The organism is Stenotrophomonas sp. 364 (genome assembly GCF_009832905.1).
Classification (GTDB): Bacteria; Pseudomonadota; Gammaproteobacteria; order Xanthomonadales; family Xanthomonadaceae; genus Stenotrophomonas; species Stenotrophomonas maltophilia_AP.
Genome location: NZ_CP047135.1, coordinates 3,168,760 through 3,187,571, shown reverse-complemented (window position 1 = coordinate 3,187,571; position 18,812 = coordinate 3,168,760). Strand labels below are relative to the sequence as shown.

11 protein-coding genes are annotated in these 18,812 nt (G+C 68.4%); 5 read left to right on the top strand and 6 right to left on the bottom strand.

What is annotated here, in order from left to right:
- Nucleotides 1-30 precede the first annotated feature (30 nt).
- The 5 genes from GQ674_RS14410 to GQ674_RS14390 form a co-directional block, all read right to left on the bottom strand.
- Nucleotides 31-1,086, bottom strand: a complete 1,056-nt coding sequence (locus tag GQ674_RS14410; RefSeq protein ID WP_159497622.1) for a copper resistance protein B — start codon at nt 1,084-1,086, stop codon at nt 31-33.
- Nucleotides 1,083-2,861: a copper resistance system multicopper oxidase gene (locus tag GQ674_RS14405; protein WP_159497621.1), complete on the bottom strand. Its 1,779-nt coding sequence runs from the start codon at nt 2,859-2,861 to the stop codon at nt 1,083-1,085. Before GQ674_RS14405 ends, GQ674_RS14410 begins: the two co-directional genes overlap by 4 nt.
- Before the next feature lie 104 nt (nt 2,862-2,965).
- The gene (locus tag GQ674_RS14400) at nt 2,966-3,358 is read right to left on the bottom strand and encodes a CopL family metal-binding regulatory protein (RefSeq protein ID WP_159497620.1); all 393 of its coding nucleotides are present in this window, start codon (nt 3,356-3,358) and stop codon (nt 2,966-2,968) included.
- A 94-nt stretch (nt 3,359-3,452) separates the two neighbouring features.
- Nucleotides 3,453-5,255 carry a DNA helicase RecQ gene (gene recQ / locus GQ674_RS14395; protein ID WP_128096813.1) on the bottom strand — a complete coding sequence of 601 codons (1,803 nt, stop codon included), beginning with the start codon at nt 5,253-5,255 and terminating at the stop codon, nt 3,453-3,455.
- Between the two features lie 780 nt (nt 5,256-6,035).
- The gene (locus tag GQ674_RS14390) at nt 6,036-6,587 is read right to left on the bottom strand and encodes a Dps family protein (protein WP_038686762.1); all 552 of its coding nucleotides are present in this window, start codon (nt 6,585-6,587) and stop codon (nt 6,036-6,038) included.
- 89 nt (nt 6,588-6,676) lie between these two features.
- Between GQ674_RS14390 and hrpA the strand changes: the two genes are divergently transcribed.
- Entirely contained in the window at nt 6,677-10,777 is a 4,101-nt protein-coding gene (gene hrpA, locus GQ674_RS14385; RefSeq protein WP_159497619.1) for an ATP-dependent RNA helicase HrpA, read from the top strand.
- 30 nt (nt 10,778-10,807) lie between these two features.
- Here the strand turns inward: hrpA and GQ674_RS14380 are convergent, their stop codons facing one another.
- On the bottom strand, nt 10,808-11,332 hold the full coding sequence (locus GQ674_RS14380) for a hypothetical protein (protein WP_128097907.1): 525 nt from the start codon (nt 11,330-11,332) through the stop codon (nt 10,808-10,810).
- A 154-nt stretch (nt 11,333-11,486) separates the two neighbouring features.
- Here GQ674_RS14380 and GQ674_RS14375 point away from each other — a divergent pair, with 154 nt between their 5' ends.
- The 4 genes from GQ674_RS14375 (at nt 11,487) to mrcB (ending at nt 18,799) form a co-directional block, all read left to right on the top strand.
- On the top strand, nt 11,487-13,640 hold the full coding sequence (locus GQ674_RS14375) for a bifunctional (p)ppGpp synthetase/guanosine-3',5'-bis(diphosphate) 3'-pyrophosphohydrolase (protein ID WP_159497618.1): 2,154 nt from the start codon (nt 11,487-11,489) through the stop codon (nt 13,638-13,640).
- Nucleotides 13,641-13,669: 29 nt separating this feature from the next.
- A complete protein-coding gene (locus GQ674_RS14370) occupies nt 13,670-15,223 on the top strand; it encodes a hypothetical protein (protein ID WP_159497617.1) in 1,554 nt (517 codons plus the stop codon).
- 156 nt (nt 15,224-15,379) lie between these two features.
- Nucleotides 15,380-16,261, top strand: a complete 882-nt coding sequence (locus GQ674_RS14365) for a glycosyltransferase family 2 protein (RefSeq protein WP_236546089.1) — start codon at nt 15,380-15,382, stop codon at nt 16,259-16,261.
- Nucleotides 16,262-16,357: 96 nt separating this feature from the next.
- Entirely contained in the window at nt 16,358-18,799 is a 2,442-nt protein-coding gene (gene mrcB / locus GQ674_RS14355; protein ID WP_159497614.1) for a penicillin-binding protein 1B, read from the top strand.
- Nucleotides 18,800-18,812: the final 13 nt, after the last annotated feature.

Genomic DNA, 18,812 nt, shown 5'->3' with positions numbered 1-18,812 from the left:
CCGGGACTTTTTTTTGCGCAGGCCTTGGCCTTAGAACCAGACGCGTACGCCGGCCACCCAGCGGGTATCGCGCGCACGCTCGCCGGCGGCCTGGTGGTAATCGACGGTATCGCCGAACAGGCGTTCATGGCTGATGCCGATGTACGGCGCGAACCGCCGGTTGAACTCGTAGCGTAGGCGCAGCCCCGCTTCGACCTTGTTCAAGCCGCTGCCCGTGCCATGGCGCGGATCGTCCTTGGCCGCGAGCGTGGCCTCCAGCAACGGCTGCAGGATCAGGCGGTTGGTCAACAGCAGTTCGTACTCGATTTCGGCCGTGGCCATCATCTGGCCCCCTTCGCCCACGTAGGCGGTGGCCGAGGTCTCGAACTTGTACGGCGCCAGGCCCTGGATGCCCAGCGCCGCCCAGGTGCGGGAATCGCCGGGGCCAAGGTCCTGTTTGACGCCCACCAGCACATCCCACCACGGTGAGACGCTGCGCCCGTACAGCACTTCGACATCGGCCGCTTCGGTACGCCCGCCGCTGCGTTCGCCTTCGCTGCGCACCCACAGGCGGTGGATGTTGCCGCCGACCCAGCCGCTGGCTTCCCACGCCTGGCCGTTGCCGTGCTGGCCATCCCACTGCTCCAGGCGGTTGACCAGCAGCATGCTGTGGATTTCCGGCGCGTGTTCCATCGCACCGTGTTCGATCGGCGGGAACGCGGCGAGGCGGTCGGCGGCAGTGACGGCGGGAATCGGCTCGCGCGGTTCGCTTGGCGCGGTTGGCGCGGTTGTCTTGTGCGCGGCATGGTCCATGCTGCCGTGATCCATTGTCGAATGGTCCATCTGGCTGTGGTCCATGCTGCCGTGGTCCATTGTCGAATGGTCCATCTGGCTGTGGTCCGTGCTGCCGTGATCCATTATCGAATGGTCCATCTGGCTATGGTCCATGCTGCCGTGGTCGACCGGCGGATCCACCGGCATTTCTTTGGTGGCCGGGGGCGCAGCGGCGGTGCCGTGTACATGCGACTGCGCCCAGGCCGGGGTGGTCAGCGCGATCAGCAGCGCGGCGGTGAGCAGGCGGCGGGTTGGCGTGGGGAAGCGGCTCATTCTTCGATCCTCACTTCGCGCATCATGCCCGCTTCCATGTGGTACAGCAGGTGGCAGTGGTAGGCCCAGCGGCCCAGCGCGTCGGCGCGCACGCGGTAGGTGCGGCGGGTGCCCGGGGGCATGTCGATGGTGTGCTTGCGCAGGTGGAACTGGCCGTCGGCATTCTCCAGGTCGCTCCACACCCCATGCAGGTGGATGGGATGCTGCATCATGGTGTCGTTGACCAGCACGATGCGCATGCGCTCGCCGTAATTCAGGCGCAGCGGTTCGGCGCTGGCGAACGGGATGCCGTCGAACGACCAGCTGAATTTCTCCATGTGGCCGGTCAGGTGCAGCTCGACCTCGCGGCTGGGTTCGCGGCCGTCCGGGTCGTCGAACAGGCTGCGCATCGCGCCGTAGGTGAGCACGGTGCGGCCGTTGTCGCGCAGGCCGATGCCGGGGTCATCCAGCTTGGGCGCGGTGGCCATGCTCTGCATGTCGATCAGCGGGTTGCCCTTCTCGCTGGCTGGGTGGCGCGGGGCCTTGTCATTGCTGCCGTGCGCGCCGTGGCCCATGCTGGCGCCGCAGCCGCCTTCCATCCCTTTCATGTCGTGGCCCATGCCGGCCATGTCATGGCCCATGTCGCCCATGGTCAGCAGCGGCCGGGGATCGCGCGCGGGAATCGGCGCCTGCAGGCCGTGGCGCACCGCCAGGGTGCCGGCGGCAAAGCCGGTCCGGCCCATGTCCTGGCAGAAAATGGTGAATGCGTCCTGGCCGGTGGGCTCCACGATCACGTCGAAGGTTTCGGCCGGCGCGATGCGGAACTCATCGATGCTGACCGGATGGATGTACTGGCCATCGGCGGCCACCACGGTCATCTTCAGGCCGGGGATGCGCACGTCGAAGTAGGTCATCGAGCCGCCGTTGATGAAGCGCAGCAGCACCTTCTCGCCGCTGCGGAACAGCCCGGTCCAGTTGCCGGCGGGCGCGGTGCCGTTGAGCAGGTAGGTGTAGGTGTGCGCGTTGATGTCGGAGATGTCGGTGGGGGTCATCCGCATGCGGCCCCACATGCCGCGGTCGGCGGTGGCCGCGGCCCAGCCGTCACGGCGCACGTCGCGCAGGAAATCGGGCAGGGTGCGCTTGTAGTAGTTGTCGAACTCGGCCAGCTTTTTCATGCGCCGGAACAGGGCGCCCGGGTCCATGTCGGTCCAGTCCGACAGCATGATCACGTGCTCGCGGTCGAAGTGGAACGGCGCCGGCTGCAGCGGGTCGATGATCAGTGCGCCGTACAGGCCCGCCTGTTCCTGGAACATCGAATGGCTGTGGTACCAGTACGTGCCGGACTGCTTGAGGGTGAAGCGGTACTGGTAGGCCTCGCCCGGGGCGATGCCGTTGAAGCTCAGGCCGGGCACGCCGTCCATGTTGGCCGGCAGCAGGATGCCGTGCCAGTGGATCGAGGTGGGGTGCGCCTGCAGCGCGTTGGCCACGCGCACGCTGACGGTGTCGCCTTCGCGCCAGCGCAGGATCGGGGCCGGCAGGCTGCCGTTGACAGTGATCGCCGGGCGGGTGCGGCCGGTGAAGTTGGCCAGCGATTCGCCGATGCTCAACTGGACATCGGGGCCGCTGAGCACCTGCGGGGCCGTAGCCACGACAGGGCCGGCGGCGGCGAAGGCGCGGCTGGGCAGGCCGCTGGCCACCAGGCCGGCGACCACGCCACCGGCGGCAGCGCCCTGCACGAACAGGCGGCGCGACGGCATGGGCGGGGCGCCCGGGCCGGGGGGAGGGGAAAAGGACATTGCAACTCCGCATCGGATTCGAAAGGCACACAGGTGCCATCAAGACGCGTACGCATGGCAGCGCACGGCATCGCGTCGCACAGGCGCTCGCAGTGAGCGCAGGCTCAGCCGATCGGAGGGCGGGTGATGCGGTCCAGGGGCGGCATCGGCAATGCCGCGCGGGTGTGGCCCAGGGGCGCCAGCGCGGGCGGCGGCGGGCTGGGCAGCCACGCGACGGACACAGTCAGGCTGGGCTGCTGCGCACAGCTGCGCAGGCAGTCCTTGATCTTGCAGTGGTCGCCGTCGTGCGGCGCGTGCGTGCCGGCGGTGTCGGCAGCGGCGTGGTCATGATGGGCGGGCATGGCCGGGGCATCGCCGTGGCATGGCGGCACCGCCGGCTCGGCGCTGGCGGCGTGGGCCATGGCGAGGGTCATCGGGCCGGCCATGGCCGCGTTCAGCCCGTTGAGCAACAGGCTGAGCATCAGTACCACGCGCAGGAGCAGGCCACCGGGGGTCATGGGCGTCACCCTAGCGCCAAAACCGGGCGCCCGCACCTGTGGCTGAACGCGGCGTTCAACTCTGGATGCGGGTCCGTGCGGGCGCGGGGGGGCATCAGCCTTCCTCGCGCACGATCTCGACCAGGCGCTCGCCGTAGCGGGCGAGCTTGGTGCCGCCGATGCCGCCGACCTTGCCAAGCGCGTCGATGCTGGTGGGACGCTGTTCGGCGATATTGCGCAGGGTGCTGTCGTGGAAGATCACAAAGGCCGGTACGTTCTGTTCCTTGGCCAGTTCGGCGCGCAGGCTGCGCAGCGCGTTGAACAGGACCAGATCCTCGGGCAGCACGGACAGGCCGGTACGCTGGCCGCTGCGGTCGCGCTCGCGGGTCTTGGGGCTTTCGCGGCGCATCATGACCTTGCGCTGGCCCTTGAGGACCTCGCGGCTGCCGTCGGTGAGGCGCAGGCCGCCGTAGGCTTCGGTGTCCACTTCGAGCAGGCTGGCGGCCACCAGCTGGCGGAACACGCTGCGCCAGGTGCGGGCGTCGAGGTCCTTGCCGATGCCGTAGGTGCTCAGTTCGCTGTGACCGAACTGGCGGATCTTGTCGTTCTCGCCGCCGCGCAGGATGTCGATCAGGTGGCCCACGCCGAAGCGCTGGCCGCTGCGGTAGACGCAGCTGAGCGCTTTCTGGGCGGCCACGCTGGCGTCCCAGGCGTCGGGCGGCACCAGGCAGTTGTCGCAGTTGCCGCAGGGCTGGGGGTAGGTTTCGCCGAACCCGGCGAGCAGCACCTGGCGCCGGCACTGCATGGATTCGCAGTAGCCGAGCAGGTGGTCGAGCTTGTTGCGTTCGAGGCTTTTGCGTTCTTCGCCAGCCTCGGACTGTTCGATCATCTGTTTGAGCAGGACCACGTCGCCCAGGCCGTAGCAGAGCCAGGCTTCGGCGGGTTCGCCGTCGCGGCCGGCACGGCCGGTTTCCTGGTAATACCCTTCCATGGACTTGGGCAGGTCGGTGTGGGCGACGAAGCGGACGTCGGGTTTGTCGATGCCCATGCCGAAGGCGATGGTGGCGCACATGACGATGCCATCCTCGCGCAGGAAGCGGCGCTGGTTGGCAGCGCGCACTTCAGCGGGAAGGCCGGCGTGGTAGGGCAGGGCGTTGAGGCCTTCCTTGCAGAGGAACTCGGCGGTTTCCTCGACTTTGCGCCGTGACATGCAGTAGACGATGCCGGCTTCCTGGCGGTGGACTTTGAGGAAGTCGAGCAGCTGGCGCTTGGCGTTGTCTTTCTGGACGACGGTGTAGCGGATGTTGGGCCGGTCGAACGAGCTGACGAAGTGCTGGGCGCCGGTCAGGTCGAGGCGTTCGGCGATTTCGCGCTGGGTGGGCGGGTCGGCGGTGGCGGTGAGGGCGATGCGCGGGACGTCGGGCCAACGTTCGTGGAGGACGGTAAGCTGGCGGTATTCAGGCCGGAAGTCGTGGCCCCACTGGGAGACGCAGTGGGCTTCGTCGATGGCGAACAGGGCGATGCGGCTGCGCGAGAGCAGGGACAGGAAGCGGCCGGTGAGCAGGCGCTCTGGAGCGACATAGAGCATGTCGAGCTCGCCGGCGAGCAGTTCGCGTTCGACGCGGGCGGCGGTGTCGCCATCGAGGGTGGAATTGAGGAATTCGGCGCGCACGCCCAGCTGGCGCAGGGCTTCGACCTGGTCCTGCATGAGGGCGATGAGGGGGGAGATGACGATGCCGGTCCCCTCGCGAAGCAGGGACGGCACCTGGTAGCACAGCGACTTGCCGCCGCCGGTGGGCATCAATACGAGCGCGTCATTGCCGGCAGCGACATGTTCAACGATCGCCTGCTGCGGACCGCGGAAATCGTCGTAACCAAAGATGCGGCTGAGCAGGTCGTGCGCGGGGCGGGAAGACATCGGACTAGTTTACCCCGCCACGCGCGCCGGCCGTGTCCTCCAACAGAGGATCAGTGGGTAGGGGCTTGCCCACGGGTCTCCCCAAGCCGAATCTCAAGCCAGAGCCAGAGCCAAAGCCAGAGCCAGAGCCAATGGTTTTCACTGCCGATGGTTGGCGCGGGGTGGGCGGGTTGGCGGGACACGCCGTAAATCCATCCTTGGAGGCTCGTGGGCGCCATCCATGGCGCCCAACGGTCCCGCCAACCCACCCACCCCACGCCCCGACGGTTGGTTGGTGCTCATGGGGGGAGAGCCGAGGCCAAGGCTGAGGCAAGGCAAAGGCGAAGCGAAGGCAAAGGGCAGAGGCAAGGGCAAAGGCAGAGGCGAGGGCAAAAGGCAGAGGCGAGGGCAAAAGGCAGAGGCGAGGGCAAAAGGCAGAGGCGAGGGCAAAAGGCAGAGGCAAGGGCAAAGGCAGAGGCAAGGGCAAAGGCAGAGGCAAGGGCAAATGGCAGAATCAAGGGCAAAAGGCAGAGCTAGAGCCAGAGCCGGATTTTTTTCCCCAATCGCTGAAGAGGGGGGCCAAAACGCAGAACAGGCGCCACCGGGCGCCTGTTCTGCATGCTTCTCACTCTTCCCAACCGCCGGATGCACACATCCATCTGGGCGAGGGTTCCACCCCCTTGCCGGGACCGTTGGGCGCCATGGATGGCGCCCACGAGCCTCCAAGGATGGATTTACGGCGTGTCCCGGCAAGGGGGTGGAACCCTCGCCGCGCGCAGATAACTAAAGCGCCAGCGCGCTTTACTGCAGCAACGACCGCAACATCCAGGCGTACTTCTCGTGCGTCTGCAGGCGCTGGGTCATCAGATCTTCGGTGGGGGCGTCGTCGGCGTCGTCGGCCACGTCCAGCACCTTGCGCGCCGTCCGGCACACCGCCTCGTTGGCGGCCACCAACTGGCGTACCATCTCACGCCAGTCCGCACTGTCGGTCAGGCCCGGCTCCTCGGCGATCGAGGTCAGGGCCGCGAACTCGCGGTAGGAGCCCGGGGCATTGAAGCCCAATGCGCGGATACGTTCAGCAACGTCGTCCAGGGCTGCCCACTGCTCGGTGTACTGGGTCTCGAACATGGTGTGCAGCGAGTTGAACATCGACCCGGTGACATTCCAATGGAAGTTGTGCGTCTTCAGGTAGAGCGTGAACGCATCGGCCTGGAAAGAGGCCAGCCCATCGGCAATCTTCTTGCGATCGCCTTCCTTGATCCCGATATCAATGTTCGGGGCCGAGGGGGCGGCCGATGCCAGCTTCTGCTTACCGGTCTGGGTCTTCTTCACCGGTGTCTTGGTCTTCGCCATGGGGATGATGCTCCTTGTGGAATGGATGGCCTTCACAATAGATCAGACTAACCTTTCAGTAGTAATCAAAGTTCTAACCGATTCGATTGATGAGCACTATCGACAAACAATCTGCTTCCCGCCTGCGCCAACTTCGCGCCGCGATCGATGCTGGCATGAGCCGCGACCGGGGTCGTCTGCTCGGCCTGCTCTCGCGTTGCCAGTCCAAGCCCAACGATGCAGGCGTGGCCGCCGCGTTCGAACAGGCCCTGCAGACATCGGTGCAGCGGCGCGAGAGCCGCGCCCGGCACCAGCCGTCGATCACTCTGGACGACAGCCTGCCGATTGCGCGTGAAGCCGAACGCATCACCGCCCTGATCCGCGACCACCAGGTGGTGGTGATCGCCGGCGAAACCGGCTCGGGCAAAACCACCCAGCTGCCCAAGCTGTGCCTGGCCGCCGGTCGCGGCGTGGCCGGCATGATCGGGTGCACCCAGCCGCGACGGATTGCCGCACGTGCAGTGGCCACCCGCGTCGCGCAGGAGCTGAAATCCGAACTGGGCACGGTGGTGGGCTACCAGGTGCGCTTCACCGACCGCGTCGGCGACGACACCCGCATCAAGTTCATGACCGACGGCATCCTGCTGGCCGAGATCAGCAGCGACCGTTATCTGTCCCAGTACGACACCATCATTGTCGACGAGGCGCACGAGCGCAGCCTCAACATCGACTTCCTGCTGGGCTACCTCAAGCAGTTGCTGCACAAACGCCCGGACCTGAAGCTGATCGTCACCTCGGCGACCATCGACACCTCGCGGTTCGCCGAGCATTTCAACGATGCGCCGGTGATCAGCGTCGAAGGCCGCACCTTCCCGGTGGAAGTGCGCTACCGCCCGCTGGAAGGCGAGGGCGGTGGCGATGAAGACGGTGGCCGCGATGGCGAGCGCACCGTCAACGAGGCCATCGTGGCCGCGGTGGACGAGATCACCCGCATGGATCCGCGCGGCGACATCCTGATGTTCTTCCCCGGCGAACGCGAGATCCGCGACGCGCACCAGGCGCTGGAGCGGCGCAAGTACCGTGAAACCGAAGTGCTGCCGCTGTATGCGCGGCTGTCGGTAAAGGACCAGGACGAAGTCTTCAATCCCGGCAGCAAGCGCCGCATCGTGCTGGCCACCAACGTGGCCGAAACCTCGCTGACGGTGCCGCGCATCCGCTACGTGGTGGATCCCGGCCTGGCCCGCGTCAAGCGCTACAGCCCGCGCCAGAAGCTGGACCGGCTGCACATCGAGCCGGTGTCTCAGGCCAGCGCCAACCAGCGCAAGGGCCGCTGCGGACGCGTGTCCGAAGGCATCTGCTACCGGCTCTACTCGGAAGCCGATTTCCAGTCGCGCGATGCCTTCACCGATCCGGAAATCCGCCGCTCCAGCCTGTCCGGGGTGATCCTGCGGATGCTGCAGCTGGGCCTGGGCCGGATCGAGGATTTCCCGTTCCTGGAAGCGCCGGATGAGCGCGCCATCGCCGACGGCTGGCAGCAGCTGGGCGAGCTGGGCGCGGTGGACGACCAGCGCCGGCTGACCCCGGTCGGGCGGCAGATGGCGCGGTTGCCGGTGGACGTCAAGCTGGCGCGGATGCTGGTGGCCGCGCAGGCGCAGGGCTGCCTGCGGCCGATGCTGGTGATCGCCTCGTTCCTGGGCATCCAGGACCCGCGCGAGCGCCCGCCCGAAGCACGTGGCGCGGCCGACACCGCGCATGCGCTGTTCGCCGATGGGCGGTCGGAATTCGTGGGGGTGCTGCGCCTGTGGGATGCCTATCGCCAGGCCCACGAGGACCTCACCCAATCCAAGCTCCGCAGTTGGTGCGAGCGGCATTTCCTGGGCTTCCTGCGCATGCGCGAATGGCGCGAACTGCATCGCCAGCTGCGCGTGCTGTGCGAGGAGCTGGGCTGGACCGAAGAAGCGGCGGCCACTGCGCTGGACCCGTTGCTGGCCGGTTCGTCGGCGCCCGCCCCGGCACGCGATGACGAAGCCAAGGCCAAGGCCACGCGCGGCCAGCAGCACCGCGCCGCGCGCCTGGCCCGCGAAGGCAAGTCCGAGCCGGCCGCCCCGGCGCCGGCCGCTGCGCCGGAGGTGGGGGGGCGCGAGACGCGCAGTGGTTTCAGTGACAAGGTGCGTGCCGCGGCCTACCAGACCCTGCACCGCGCGCTGATTGCCGGGCTGCCCACGCAGATCGGGCATCGCAGCGACAAGGGCGATTTCCTGGCGCCGCGCCAGCGCCGCTTCCTGCCGTTCCCCGGCTCGGTGCTGGCCAAGCGGCCGCCGCCGTGGCTGCTCACCGCCACCCTGCTGGATACGCAGAAGATCTGGGGCCTGACCAACGCAGCAATCGAACCGGACTGGGTGATCGCCGAGCTGCCGCACCTGCTGCTGCGCAAGCACTTCGACCCGCACTGGTCACGTGCGCAGGGCCAGGTGCTGGCGTCGGAGCAGATCAGCCTGTTCGGGCTGGTGCTGGCACCGAAGAAGCCGGTGCATTACGGCCGCATCGCGCCCGGCGAAGCGCACGACATCTTCGTCCGGCAAGGCCTGGTGACCGGCGAAATCAACACCCGCGCCAGTGTCATCGCCGACAACCTCACCGTGCTCGAACAGGCGCGCGAGGAGGAGGCCAAGCTGCGACGCGCCGGTATCGTCGCCGACGAAGCCTGGCAGGCGCGCTGGTACCTGGACCGGGTGCCGTCGGAGATCCACTCGGCCACCGCGCTGGATACCTGGTGGAAGGGCCTGACCCCGGAGAAGCGGCATGGCCTGGCCTGGTCGCTGGCCGACCTGTTGCCCGGCGAAGGCAGCGATGCCGAACGCTATCCCAAGTACCTGCCGCTGGGTGATGCACGCCTGGCGCTGCACTATCGTTTCGAGCCGGGCAGCGACGACGATGGCGTCAGCCTGGACGTGCCGCTGCACCTGCTCAACGCGCTCGATGCCGCGCGCCTGTCGTGGCTGGCCCCGGGCTTCGTCGCCGACAAGGCATCCGCGTTGATCCGCAGCCTGCCCAAGGCGATGCGCCGCAACTACGTGCCGGCGCCGGATTTCGGGCGTGCCTTCGCCGAAGCGTTCCCCGACCCGAGTGCGGATGACATCCGCGGCGAGCTGGCGCGGTTCCTGTCGCGAGCCACCGGGGCACAGGTGGCGGCCACCGATTTCGACCTGGCCGCGCTGGACAACCACCTGCACATGAACCTGCGGCTGTTCGACGCGCAGGGCAGACTGCTGGCCAGTGCGCGCGATCTGGATGCATTGCGCGCACGCTTCGGCGGGCAGGCCGGCGAGGCCTTTGCCGCCCGCGCAGGACGCGCCCTGGCCGTTGAAGGGTTGCGCGATTTCCCGGCCACGCCGATCCCGGTGCAGGTGCCGGGCGAAGCCGGCGTTCCTGCTTACCCGGCCCTGGTGGATACCGGTGAGAGTGCTGCGCTGCGGATCTTCGCCGACCGCAACGAAGCGGCCGAGCAGCATCCGCAGGGGGTGCGTCGCCTGTTCGATATTGCCTTGGCCGACAAGGCCAAGCAGGCACGCAAGCAGCTGCCGGTGCCGCCCAAGACCGGGCTGCTGTACGCCGCGATCGAGTCGCAGGAGCGCCTGCGCGGCGACCTGGTGGATGCCGCGATGAACGCGGTTCTGGCCGACGGACTGGGCGACATCCGCGACCCGGCCGCCTTTGCCCAGCGCCGCGATGCGGCCGGCAAGGGATTGTTCGCCGAAGCGATGGCGCGCCTGAAGCTGGCCGAGAACATCCTGGCCCACGTGGCCGAGCTCAAGCCGTCACTGCAGTCCACGCTGATGGGCTGGGCGCGCGGCAACCTGGACGACCTGGAGCAGCAGCTGGCCGGGTTGGTGCACCCCGGGTTCCTGCGTGATACCCCAGCCGATGCATTGGCCCAGTATCCGCGCTACCTGCGCGCGATGATCCTGCGCAGCGAACGCGCCAAGCGCGATCCGCCGCGTGACCAGGCACGCATGCTGGAACTGCGGCCGTTCATCGACGCGCTGGCCGATGCGGACCGCCGCGGCCTGCGCCAGCGCCCGCAATGGCAGGCGCTGCGCTGGGACCTGGAGGAACTGCGGGTGTCGTTGTTCGCGCAGGAACTGGGGGCCAAAACCGGGATTTCGGCCAAGAAGCTGGCGCAGCGGATGGACGCATTGCGCCAGCTCTGAGAACGCCCCGTGCCCGGGTCGATGCCCCGCCTACTTGGTGCGGCGGACCTTGGCGCGGGTGTTCACCCCGTCCACGCGGAGATACCAGACGCCCAGGAGGCCGGGGCTGATGGACACCGCCGGATTGGTCTTGCGCACGCCGGAGAGCACGGTGTCATCGCTCTGCTCCCACTCCTGGCCATTGGCCAGAACGAACCTGCGCGCCTTGCCAAAACCGCGGAACTCGCCCTGCAGGGTGCTGGTGATCGGCTCGTTGCTGCCGAAGTCGAAGAAGCCACGGTTCTTGACGATGACTTCCTGGCGGCCTTCCTCACGCGCCTGTTCGCGCACCTGTTCGCGCGTATCGGCAGCCACTGCCGCCACCTTGCCCTGCAGCCAGCCATTGAGCGCGGTCAGTTCGGCCGGGCTGAGCTTGTCCAGGCCGGCGGCCTTGAATTCGGCCGGCGACATCTGCTGCTGCAGGTCGCCTTCGACCACGCGCTGGGCAAGCGCCGGGCTGGCCAGGCTCAACAGGACGGCCGCACTGGCCAGCAGGCGAAGACGCGAAAAGCGCATGGCAGATCTCCTTGGGTTTACCGCAGTGTAGGGCCAGCGGGGTGGTGGTGGTGCGGGCCCGGCATGAGGACATGCCGGCCGATGCGGTGGTTTTGATTGTCCGCGACCGGCCTCGGCGCTAGTGTAGGGGTCTCTGTCTTGCCTGCACGATGCTGTGAACCGCGCTTCTGTCCCCGGCCTGGATGCCTTGTTGAACCGACCCTCGGCGGCGTCGCTGCCGCCCGCCCTGCGCGAGGCGCTGCTGCAGCGCTGGCAGCTGCCCGATGCCGACGGGCAGATGCACTCCAGCTGGTCGGTACTGGCCGATACGCTGGATGCGCTGGCGCTGCTGTCTGCCGATGAAAGCGCGCTGCTGGCCACGGTGTTGTTCGACCTGCCCGGGTTGCGGGCCGGCCTGGACACGCTGCCGCTGGGCGCGCTGAAACCTGCGGTGGTCGGCCTGCTGGACGGCCAGGATGCGGCCGACCAGGTCTGGGCACTGCACGCCGGGCGCGATGCCGGGCGCAACAGCGAAGGCCTGCGCCGCCTGCTGCTGTCGATCATCCAGGACCTGCGGGTGGTGCCGATCCTGCTCGCCCGTCAGCTGGCGCGCATGCGTGGCGCCGACCGGCTGCCCGAAGAGGAGCGCCGCGCGCTGGCCCAGCTGACCCGCGACATCCATGCACCGCTGGCCAACCGGTTGGGCATCTGGCAGCTCAAGTGGGAGCTGGAAGACCTGGCCTTCCGCCATCTGGAGCCGGAGACCTACCGGCGCATCGCACGTGAAGTGGACGAGACCCGGCTGGCGCGCGAACGCTACGTCGAGACGGTCAAAAAGGTGCTGTCGCGCGAACTGCTCGCGCAGGGTATCGACGCCGAGGTCAGTGGCCGTCCGAAGCACATCTACAGCATCTGGCGGAAGATGCAGAAGAAGAAGCTCGCCTTCGAGCAGCTGTACGACATCCGCGCGGTGCGGGTGATGGTGCATGACGTGGCCGCCTGCTACGCCGCGCTCGGCGTGGTGCATTCGCTGTGGGCGCCGGTGCCGAGCGAGTTCGACGATTACATCGCCCGGCCCAAGGCCAACGACTACCGCTCGCTGCATACGGCGGTGATCGGTCCGGACGGGCGCACCATCGAAGTGCAGATCCGCAGCCACGACATGCATGCCCAGGCCGAACTTGGCGTGGCCGCGCACTGGCGTTACAAGGAAGGCAGCAAAGGCGCGGAAAAGGCGTTCGATCGCAAGATCACCTGGATGCGGCAGCTGCTGGAACATTCGCAGGACAGTCCCGCCGGCGAACTGGCCGGTGCCCTCGATGCCGAGCTCACCGAAGACCGGGTGTACGCGCTCAGCCCCAAGGGCGAGGTGATGGATCTGCCGCAGGGTGCCACCCCGCTGGACTTCGCCTATCACGTGCACACCATGGTCGGGCACCGCTGCCGCGGGGCCAAGGTCAACGGCCGCATCGTGCCGCTGACCTACCGGCTGCGCAGCGGCGACCGCGTGGAAATCCTGACCTCCAAGGAAGCCGATCCCCGCCGCGACTGGCTGCTGGCGTCCAACGGCTTCCTGGCCAGCAACCGTTCGCGCGAAAAGGTGCGCGGCTGGTTCCACAAGCTGGATCGTGCGCGCAACGTGCAGGCCGGCCGGGACCTGCTCGACCGCGAACTGAAGCGGCTCGGCCTGCAGCATGCCGACCTTGCCGTGGCAGCGAAGAAGTTCCATGCCGACAGCGTGGACGACCTGTACATCCAGGTGGCGCTGGGCGACACCGGTCCCAACCAGGTCAGCCGGGCGCTGCTGGAAGCCGAGCGTGCCGCCAGCCAGCCCGTCGCCCCGGCGCTGCCGCGCCCGACCGCGCGCCGCAACAGCCTGGGCACCTCCAAGTTCACCGTGCAGGGCGTGGGCAACCTGCTGGTGCAGCTGGCGCGCTGCTGCCAACCGGTGGCCGGCGAGCCAATCGTCGGCTACCTCACCCGCACCCGCGGCGTGACCGTGCACCGGACCGACTGCGCCGCGCTGGCGCGGTTGTCGGCCGCCAGTCCGCAGCGGATCCTGCCGGTGGAGTGGGGCCAGGCCGGCGGTGGTTATGAGGTGGACGTGGTGGTCGATGCGGTGGACCGGCGCTGGTTGCTCAAGGACATCACCAACCTGATCGCACAGGAAGATGCCTATGTGCTGGACATCCACAGCGACAACGTGCGCAACAGCGGGCGTGCGCATCTGCGCCTGCGCCTGAAGGTCAGCGACTACGGCCAGCTGTCCACGCTGCTGGGCAAGCTGGATGCGTTGCCCGGCGTCAGCGAAGCCCGGCGTCTAGGCTGACATCACGTGGCAGCGGCTAGGCTCAGCGGATGAGCCCCCATCGCGACCAGCAGGACGCTGCGCACGCCGCCTTGCGCCGGGTGCGCCGTGAAGGGCGCTGGTGGTGGCTGCAGGCGCGCCATGCGCGGCGCGTGTGGCGCTGGGCATTGCTGGTGGCCGTGCTGCTGTTCATGGCACTGGTGCTGCTGCGGCGGCCCTTGGCCAACTGGTTCTGGAACGAACCCCAGATCGAACAACTGCTGGACCAGGGTGATCGCGCGCTGGCCGCCGGTCGCCTGAGCGCGGCCGACGGCAGCGGCGCGCGCGAGTGGTACCAGGCCGCATTGGCGTTGGACGGTGACCGCAGCCAGGCACGCACCGGCCTGGCACGCACGGCGCAGGCGGCGCTGCAGCAGGCACGCGATGCGCTGGACGCCGGCGACCTGGACGCGGCACGGCGCGCCCTGGCGCTGGCGCGCGAACTGCAGGTGCCACAGCGCGATGCCGACCAGCTGGCGCAGCAATTGCAGCAGCGGGGCGGCGCCCACGCCGGCATCGCGGTGTTGCTGGGGCGCGCCGAGGCGGCGCTGCAGGCACAGCGCCTGGATGATGGCCCGGACAGCGCGTTGCCCCTGTTCCAGCAGGTGCTGGCGGTGGCGCCCAACCAGCTGCGCGCGCTGGAAGGGCGCGAAGATGCACTGTCCGACCTGCTGCTGCAGGCGCGTAGCGCGTGCGCCAGCGGTGAGCTGGCCACGGCGGCAACCCTGCTCGGCAGTGCCCGCCGCTACGACCCCGGGCATGTGGATCTGCCGCAGACCGAGGCACAGTTCAATGCCGCGCTGGAGCAGGCGCTGATGCGCGCCGACCGCGATCTTGCCCGCGGCCGTACAGACGCGGCCTGGGCGGGTTATCGCCAGGTCGCAGCTGCCGCACCCAGCCACCCGCGCGCCCAGGCCGGGCTGCGCGAACTGGCCGATCGCCAAGCCCGCCACGCGACCCGGCTGGCGGGCGATTTCCGATTCCCGCAGGCCACCCAGGCGCTGGACAAGGCGAAGGCAATCGACCCGCAGGCACCGTCGCTGGCCACTGCGCGCACCGCCATCGAGCAGGCCCGGCATGCCCAGCAGGCGCTGCGCGCCCCGCAGTCGACCCGCACCAAGGGCGAGCTGCGCGTGCTGCTGGAGCGTTTCGAACAGGCGCAGGCACGTGGCGACTGGTTGCTGCCGCCGGGGCGCAGTGCCTACGATGCATTGCGCGCCGCGCAGGCGCTGGCCCCTGCCGACCCGGCCGTGCGGGCGGCTGCGCATCAACTGGTGCCGGTGTTGGTGACGTGCTTTGACGATGAACTGCGCCGCAACCGGGTGCGCGCAGCCGGTGATTGCCTGCAGGCCTGGGAGGCGTTGGCCGCACACGACAACGAACTGGGCGAGGCGCGACGGCGCCTGGGACGACGCTGGCTGGCCATCGGCAGCGAACGCCTGGGCGCCGGCGATGCGCGCTACGCCCGCGAGGCACTGGAGCAGGCGGCCGCGTTGGGCGTGCCGGCCAGTGAGATCGAACCGCTGCAGGCGCGGTTGCGCGACGCAGCCACGCTGGAACGCTGAACGCGGCGCACAACCGGGGCGGGGTGGGTCGGCTATAGTGCGGGCGCTGTTTCGCCCGCCTTTTTCTCCGGTATGACCTCTCAAGATCCCGCAGCGACCCGTCAGTCCCTCCCGATTTGCGGGCAACCGGCCATCACTGCAGCAGACATCTGCGCGGTGATCGTCACCTATGCCCCCGAACCGGAGCTGCTGACCCAGGTGCTGGACAGCGTGCAGCCGCAGGTGGGCCATGTGGTGGTGTTCGACAACGGCAGCCCCGGCCTGGATGTCGCCGCCGCATTATCGAGAAGGGAGGCGGTCAGTGTGGTCGCCTCGGCATCCAATGTGGGGCTGGCGGCGGCGCTGAACCGTGCGATTGAACGCGCACGCGCGCTGGGTTTCGGTCATGTGCTGTTGATGGACCAGGACAGCGTGCTCGATGCGGGCATGGTGGCCACCCTGGCGCAGGCCCTGGCCACGTTGTTGCAGCACGGGCCGGTGGCAGCGGTGGGGCCGCAGTTCGTGGATGCGCGCAGTGGGAAGGCCGCCCCGTTCGTGCGCATGGGCTTTCCGCTCAACGTCAAGGACTACGGCGCGCCGGGGCAGACCGTGTCCTGCGATTTCCTGATCACCTCCGGTTCGCTGATTCCACTGGCGATGCTGGACCGGGTCGGTGGCATGGACGAATCGTTGTTCATCGACAACATCGACATGGACTGGTGCTTCCGGGCCAAGGCGGCCGGGCTTGCTCTGCATGGCGTGTGCGACGCACAGATGCACCACCGCATCGGAGAACAGCTGCGTGCTTCGCGGGTCAAGCGCGATGGGGTCGTGGTGCACAAGCCGTTCCGGCTGTACTACATCATGCGCAACCGGCTGCTGCTGTATCCGCGTGCCAGCACGCCGCGGGTGTGGGTGGCCCAGGACCTGCCGCGGCTGGTGCTCAAGCTGATTGGCAATGGTCTGTTCATTGCGCCCCGTTGGATTCGGCTGCGGTTCATGTTCCGGGGGCTGTGGGATGGGATCCGCGGTCGTAGCGGGCCCATGCCGGCGCCATAACACTTGCTGTAGTGCGCCGGAACGGCCGCCACGGCGATGCCGCCGACGCAGGTGTGCTGCGTTAGACTGCGCCGAGCCCACTGTTTCCAGATGCCCGTGCCCCGACGCTACGATACCGACGACACCGACGAGTTCGACGACGACACCGATAGCCCCGGCCCGCTGTGGCGGCGTCGGCTGATCACCTGGGGGATGGCCGCGGTCGCGCTGTCCCTGGGCTTCCTGATTCCGTACACGGTCTATCTGAACAAGCAGGTCACCCAGCGGTTCGGTGAGCTGCGCTGGCAGATCCCGACTCGCGTGTATGCGCGCCCCCTGGCCTTGGCGCCGGGCGTGGCGATGGATGCCTCCACGCTGAAGACCGAGCTGGCCGCCGCAGCCTACCGCGATGACGGCACCGGCAAATCGGCCGCCACCTACCAGCAGGAAGGGGGCCGCTTCGTCATTGCCAGCCGTGGTTACAGCGACGTCGATGGCCCGGTGGCGCCGCGCCGCGTCGAGCTGAGCCTGTCCGGCGGGCAGATCGCCTCGCTGCGCGATGCCGACACCCGCAAGGCGCTGAAGGCCGCGCGGCTGGACCCGGCGCGTATCGCCACCTTGTACGGGCAGAAGCAGGAAGAGCGGCGGCTGGTCCGCATCGAAGAAACCCCCGAACTGCTGGTCACCGGCCTGCAGGCCGTGGAGGACAAGGATTTCAACCGTCACCACGGTATCGACCTGAGCGGCATCGCCCGCGCGATCTGGGTGACCGTGCGGTCCGGTGGCCAGAGCCGCCAGGGTGCGTCCACGCTGACCCAGCAGCTGGCCCGCAGCGGCCTGCTGGGCATCGGCAAGGAACAGACCGTCACCCGCAAGTTCAATGAAGTGCTGTACGCGCTGATCATGGAAGCGCGTTACGACAAGCGCACCATCCTGGAGGCCTACCTCAACCAGGTGTACCTCGGGCAGCGGGGCAGCCAGGCCATCCATGGCATGTCCTCCGGCGCCGAGTTCTGGTTTGGCCGCGACCTGTCCTCGCTCAACACCGAACATGTCGCGCTGCTGATCGGCCTGGTCAAAGGCCCGTCCTACTACGACCCGCGACGCAATCCCGAACGCGCGCTGGACCGCCGCAACTTCGTGCTGGGCAAGCTGCACGAAAGCCAGCTGATCGACGACGCCGAGTACCAGCGCGCGCTCAAGGCGCCGCTCGGCGTGCCCAAGGTGCCAGGCCTGATCGCCGCCAACCGGTTCCCGGCCTACGTGGACCTGGTGCGCCGCCAGCTGGGCCACGACTACCCGGAATCGGTGCTGCAGGGCGCCGGCCTGAGCGTGATGACCGGCATGGCGCCGTCGGCCCAGGCGTACGCCGAAGGCGCGGTCACCAAGACCATCAAGTCGCTGGAGAGCAAGAAGCGCCCCGAGCTGCAGGCCGGCATGGTGCTGACCGACGTGCACAACGGCGACGTGCTGGCCGTGGTCGGCAGCCGCGATTTCGCCGAGCCCGGTTTCAACCGTGCCATCGAGGCGCAGCGCCCGGTCGGCTCGTTGCTCAAGCCGTTCGTGTACCTGCTGGCACTGGCCCAGCCGGACCGCTACTCGCTGGCCACCTGGGTGGACGATTCACCGGTGACGGTGCAGCTGTCGCGTGGCCGCAACTGGTCGCCCGGCAACGCCGACAACCGCAGCCACGGCACCGTGCGCCTGATCGACGCGCTGGCCCATTCCTACAACCAGGCCACCGTTCGGGTAGGCATGCAGGTGGGGCCGGAGCGCGTGACCCAGCTGATCCATGTGCTGGCCGGGATAAAGGCCGAGCCGAATCCGGCGGTGATCCTGGGCTCCACCGACCAGAGCCCGTATGCGATGGCCCAGCTGTATCAGTTCCTCGCCTCCGGCGGTGAGATCCAGCCGCTGCATGCCGTGCGTGGCGTGCTGGACCCGCAGGGCAAGCTGATGAAGCGCTACGACAAGTCGCCCGCACCGGCCCAGGAAGGCGACTCGATTGCGGCCAACCTGATCAGCATCGGCCTGCAGCAGGTGGTGGCCAGCGGCACCGCGCAGCGCCTGAACGCCGACGGCCTGGGCCGGCTGCAGCCGGCCGGCAAGACCGGTACCACCAATGATGGCCGCGACAGCTGGTATGCCGGCTACACCGGCGACCACCTGGCCGTGATCTGGATGGGCAACGACCAGAACGAGCAGGCCGGGCTGTATGGCGCCACCGGTTCGATGCGCGTGTGGTCGAGCATTTTCCAGCGCCTGCCGAGTGCGCCGTTGAAGGTCAGCAGCAAGGGCCTGGACTGGCAGTACGTGGAGGCCAGCGGCACGGCCAGCACCGATGAAAGCTGCCCGGGCGCGCGCCGCTTCCCGTTCGTGGTGGGCTATGCACCGGCGTATGCGCCCTGTGCGCCGCCGCCGGCCGCCCTGCCGGAGGAAGAGGGCGGCGAAGGCAGCACCGAAGGTGGTGGCTGGCGCAGCTGGTTCGGCATGGGCAAGAAGCCCGAACCGGCCGCCGAGCCGGCGCCGGCCGCTGCAACGACTCCCCCAGCGCGATGATTCCGGAGCGAGG

Bases quoted from the DNA above. Each gene is read 5' to 3' on its own strand.
- GQ674_RS14410 (WP_159497622.1), bottom strand. From the start codon at position 1,086: ATGAGCCGCTTCCCCACGCCAACCCGCCGCCTGCTCACCGCCGCGCTG.
- GQ674_RS14405 (WP_159497621.1), bottom strand. From the start codon at position 2,861: ATGTCCTTTTCCCCTCCCCCCGGCCCGGGCGCCCCGCCCATGCCGTCG.
- GQ674_RS14400 (WP_159497620.1), bottom strand. From the start codon at position 3,358: ATGACCCCCGGTGGCCTGCTCCTGCGCGTGGTACTGATGCTCAGCCTG.
- recQ (WP_128096813.1), bottom strand. From the start codon at position 5,255: ATGTCTTCCCGCCCCGCGCACGACCTGCTCAGCCGCATCTTTGGTTAC.
- GQ674_RS14390 (WP_038686762.1), bottom strand. From the start codon at position 6,587: ATGGCGAAGACCAAGACACCGGTGAAGAAGACCCAGACCGGTAAGCAG.
- hrpA (WP_159497619.1), top strand. From the start codon at position 6,677: ATGAGCACTATCGACAAACAATCTGCTTCCCGCCTGCGCCAACTTCGC.
- GQ674_RS14380 (WP_128097907.1), bottom strand. From the start codon at position 11,332: ATGCGCTTTTCGCGTCTTCGCCTGCTGGCCAGTGCGGCCGTCCTGTTG.
- GQ674_RS14370 (WP_159497617.1), top strand. From the start codon at position 13,670: ATGAGCCCCCATCGCGACCAGCAGGACGCTGCGCACGCCGCCTTGCGC.